This is a genomic window from Ornithinibacter sp., from assembly GCF_035443565.1.
Lineage (GTDB): Bacteria > Actinomycetota > Actinomycetes > Actinomycetales > Dermatophilaceae > Fodinibacter.
Map to the genome: position 1 here is coordinate 19,686 of NZ_DAORSO010000026.1, position 4,793 is coordinate 24,478.

General features: G+C 69.1%; 3 protein-coding genes. All 3 read left to right on the forward strand.

Features of this window, described 5'->3' with window-relative positions:
• Nucleotides 1-1,369: BCCT family transporter (locus tag PLL68_RS04955; protein WP_324532210.1), on the forward strand; the 1,369-nt coding region annotated here is incomplete at its 5' end.
• A gap of 204 nt (nucleotides 1,370-1,573) precedes the next feature.
• Nucleotides 1,574-4,090 (forward strand): GcvT family protein, encoded by a 2,517-nt coding sequence (locus PLL68_RS04960; RefSeq protein ID WP_324532211.1) that lies wholly within the window; start codon nucleotides 1,574-1,576, stop codon nucleotides 4,088-4,090.
• A partial coding sequence (locus PLL68_RS04965) for an electron transfer flavoprotein subunit beta/FixA family protein (protein ID WP_324532213.1) occupies nucleotides 4,087-4,793 on the forward strand: 707 nt, incomplete at its 3' end. The genes PLL68_RS04960 and PLL68_RS04965, both read left to right, overlap by 4 nt.

Sequence of the window (4,793 nt, forward strand, 5' to 3'; positions counted from 1 at the left end):
GACCCGCTACGGCAACATCAAGCTCGGCGCCGACGACTCGGTGCCGGAGTTCTCGACCTTCTCGTGGGTGTCGATGATGTTCGCGACGGGGATGGGCATCGGCCTGATGTTCTACGGGGTCGCCGAACCGCTCACCCACCTCAACACCCCGCCCATGGGCATGGCCGAACCCGGTAGTGAGGAAGCCGCCCACATGGCCATGGAGTACACGTTCTTCCACTGGGGATTCCACCCGTGGTCGATGTACGCCGTGATCGGTCTGGCCATCGCCTACTTCGCGTACCGCAAGGGCAACGGCAACCTCATCAGCGCCGCCTTCCGACCCCTGCTCGGCGACCGGGTCGATGGCCCCGCCGGCCGCGGGATCGACATCCTGGCCATCCTCGCGACCCTGTTCGGCTCGGCGACCTCGCTCGGACTGGGCGCCCTGCAGATCACCGGCGGTCTCGCCAACGTGTTCGGCAACGACGGGTACGGCACCACCGCGGCAGCACTGGTCATCGCCGTGCTGACCCTGTGCTTCGTCATCTCCGCGGTCAGTGGCGTCGACAAGGGCATCAAGTGGCTGTCCAACGCCAACGCGATCGCCGCCGGCCTGCTCGTGCTGTTCCTGTTCGTCGTGGGCCCGACCGTCTTCATCCTCTCGACCTTCACCGAGTCCATCGGTGGCTACCTCACGCACCTGCCGACGATGAGCTTCCGCACCGGGGTCTTCGGTGGCAGCGAGTGGCTCAACGGCTGGACGATCTTCTACTGGGCCTGGTGGGTCTCCTGGACCCCCTTCGTCGGCATGTTCATCGCCCGCATCTCCAAGGGCCGCACGATCCGCCAGTTCGTCGTCTTCGTCATCGCGGTTCCGTCGCTGGTCTCCTTCGTCTGGTTCTCGATCCTCGGTGGCGCCGCCTTCGACCTGCAGCTGAACGAGGGCAAGGACATGGCGGCTCTCGTCGAGTCGGGCCTGGAGAGCACGCTGTTCGACACCCTGCGCTCGTTCCCCCTGTCCTCGGTCACGGTCGTGCTCGCGGTCTTCCTCATCGCGATCTTCTTCATCACCGGGGCCGACTCGGCCTCCATCGTCATGGGAATGCTCAGCGAGAACGGCGCCGAGGAGCCCAGGCGTGGGCTCGTCGTCTTCTGGGGTGTCGCCACCGGTGCGGTCGCCACGGTTCTGCTGTTCGCCGACGGGTTGTCGGCCCTTCAGACCGGGGTCATCATCATCGGCTTCCCGTTCCTCATCGTGCTGATCGGCCTGTGCGTCTCGCTCTGGAAGTCGCTGCGCGAGGAGACCTTCGAGGCAACCCTGCGTGACCCGCTGCGCAAGGTGGTCGTCGCGACCAAACACCACGACGACGTTCGCGACGGTAGCTGAGCCACCGGCATCCCCTGCGGTCAGCCCGCATCACCTCCGCCGCACCACCGCGCCGCCCGAGTCCGCCATCCGGCCCTCGGGCGGCGCGGCCGCGTGAGGTGTTGGCACACCCCCTGTGATCTGCCACACTGGTGGCCGCGTTGCACATCGAGCGTCAGGTTGCGTCATACGCACCCCGGATGCCGTCAGAAAGGACTCCCACGGATGGCCTCCCTTCCTTCTTCCGCCCGCTGCGTCATCATCGGCGCCGGCATCGTCGGGAACTCGCTCGCCTACCACCTGGCCGAGCTCGGCTGGACCGACATCGTCCAGCTCGACAAGGGCCCGCTGCCCAACCCCGGCGGGTCCACGGGCCACGCGAGCAACTTCATCTTCCCGGTCGACCACTCCCGCGAGTTCGCCGACATCACGCTGGACTCCGTGCGCCAGTACAAGGAGCTGGGCGTCTTCACCGAGTCCGGCGGCTACGAGGTCGCGCGCACCGAGGAGCGCATGGAGGAACTGCGCCGCCGGATGAGCAGCGCCAAGGCCTGGGGCATCCCCGCCGAGCTGGTCACCCCCGAGCAGGTCGTCGAGAAGGTTCCGTTCCTCGACCCGAGCGTCATCATCGGTGCAGCCTGGTTCCCGACCGTCGGCGTCGTCGACAGCCTGCGCGCCGGCACCATCATGCGCGAGCGCGCCGTCGAGAAGGGCGCCCTGACGACCGTCCCGAACGTCGAGGTCACGGGCATCGAGGTGGTCGAGGGTCGCATCCGCGCGGTCGAGACCAGCCAGGGCCGCATCGAGGCGGAGACGGTCGTCATCGCCTGTGGTGTCTGGAGCCCCAAGATCGCCCGCATGGCCGGCGCGCGCATCCCCCTCACCCCCGCGGTGCACCAGATGATCTCGGTCGGCCCGTGCGAGGTGCTCGCCGAGCGTCCCGGTGAGATCAGCTACCCGATCGTTCGCGACATGGACACCTTCTGCTACGAGCGCCAGCACGGCTCGGACATGGAGGTCGGCTCCTACGCCCACCGCGCCATCCTCTGGGACCCGGAGGACATCCCCTCCATCGAGCAGAGCAAGCTCTCCCCCACCGAGCTGCCGTTCACCGAGGACGACTTCGACCCGCAGCTCGAGCAGGCGCTCGAGCTCATGCCCGAGCTCCTCGGCGACGAGCGCGCCGAGATCCGCTACGCCATCAACGGGTTGCTCTCGCTGACCCCCGACGGCTACCCGATCCTCGGTGAGACGCCCGAGGTCAAGGGCCTGTGGTCGGCCGCCGCGGTGTGGATCAAGGAGGGTCCGGGCACCGCCCGCGCCGTCGCCGAGTGGATGACGCACGGCAACCCCGAGATCGACCTCGGCCACTCCGACATCGCGCGCTTCCACCCGCACCAGAAGACCCGGGCACACGTCAAGGCGCGCACCTCCGAGTCGTTCATCAAGACCTACGGCATCGTGCACCCCGGCGAGCAGTACGAGAGCAACCGCAACATCCGCCTGGCCCCCATGCACGCCTCCGAGCGCGAGCTCGGCGCGGTGTTCTACGAGACCGCCGGCTGGGAGCGCCCGTTCTGGTACGAGTCGAACGCCGGGCTCGTCGAGAAGTTCGGCGACGCGTGCATGCCGCGCGAGAACGAGTGGGACTCGCGCTGGTGGTCGCCGATCATCAACGCCGAGCACCTGCAGATGCGCGAGACCGCCGGCCTGGTCGACCTGTCGGCCTTCGTCGTCTTCGACGTCATCGGCCCGCAGGCCCTGGCCGCGGTGCAGAACATCATCGTCGCCCAGGCCGACGTGAAGATCGGCCGCGTCGTCTACACCCCGGTCCTCGACGAGACCGGTGGCTTCCGCTCCGACCTCACGGTCATGCGCCTGGCCCACGACCACTTCCGCGTGGTCACCGGCGGCGCTCACGGCATGGCCGACAAGAAGTGGTTCAGTGACCGGATGCCGGACGGCGCCGTCGTTGTCGACCTCACGTCGAGCTGGACGACCATCGGCATCTGGGGCCCCAAGGCCCGCGAGATCGTCTCTGCCATCACCGACTCCGACATGTCGCACCAGGGCTTCCCGTTCGGCACGTGCCGCGAGATCGAGGTCGGCTCGCTGCACGTCCTCGCGTCGCGGATCTCCTACGTTGGTGAGTACGGCTGGGAGCTCTACACCCCGATGGAGGCCGGCGCCGCCCTGTGGGATCGACTGCTCGAGGTCGGCACGCCGCTGGGCATGGTCCCCGTCGGCATCGGTGTCTACGGCACCACCGGCCGCCTCGAGAAGGGCTACCGCGCCTACGGCGCCGAGCTCGACAGCGAGCGCACCCTCATGGAGACCGGCATGTCCCGGGCGAAGTGGAAGGACCAGGACTTCGTCGGCAAGGACGCCGTCGTCGCCCAGGCCCAGGAGGCCCCCAAGGCGGTGCTGTGCACCCTGACCGTCGATGACCACACCTCCGCCAGTGGCGTCAAGCGCTACATGCTCGGCGGCGAGCCGATCCTCACCCGGGACGGCGGCATCCTCACCGACGGCCACGGCCACCACCCCTACGTGACCTCCGCCGGCTCGGCTCCGAGCCTGGGCAAGCACCTGCTCATGGCCTTCCTGCCACCCGAGCAGGCCGTCGTCGGCACCGAGCTCGCCGTCTCCTACATGGAGGAGCTCTACCCGGTCACGGTGGCCGCCGCCGACGCGACGCCGCTGTTCGACCCGGAGAACGCCCGCATCCGGGGGCTGGCGTGACCAACATCCTCGTCTGCGTCAAGCGCGCGCCGGACCCCACCGGTGAGGTCGTGCTCACCGACGACGGCCTGCGCGTCGACGGCCGCTACGCCGGCTACACGACGAGCGCCCACGAGGAGTCCGCGGTGGCGCTCGCGGTGCAGCTCACCGAGGGCAGCGATGCCATGGTGACGGTGCTGTCGGTCGGGTCGCAGGAAAGCATCGAGCAGATTCGTGCGGGCATCGCGGTCGGTGCCACCGACGGCATCCTCGTCGAGGCCGACGCCGACCTGCTCGGCCCTGCCGACGTCGCCGACGCCATCGCCCAAGCGGTGCGTGCCCGTGAGGAGGCCGGAACCACCTACGACCTGGTCCTGCTCGGCAACGACGCCGCCGACACCGGCGACTTCCAGGTGGGGGTCCGTCTGGCCTACCTGCTCGACCGTCCTGTCGCGGCCGGCATCCAGCAGGTCGAGGTCAGCGACGGCCGCGCCACGTTGCGCGGGGAGGGCCCGGACGGCACCGAGGTGTTCGAGGTCGACCTGCCCGCGGTGGTCACCGTGCTCGAGGGCGGGGTCGCGCCGAAGTACCCGAGCGTCATTGGGCGCATGCGCGCCAAGAAGGCCCCCGTCGAGACGGTGGCCTGGGCCGGGTCCGCCGCCGGCTCCGGCCGCCAGGTGCTCACGGTGCCCGAGGCGCCGCCGAGCCAGGTCACCGTCATCGG

Bases quoted from the DNA above. Each gene is read 5' to 3' on its own strand.
- PLL68_RS04960 (WP_324532211.1), top strand. From the start codon at position 1,574: ATGGCCTCCCTTCCTTCTTCCGCCCGCTGCGTCATCATCGGCGCCGGC.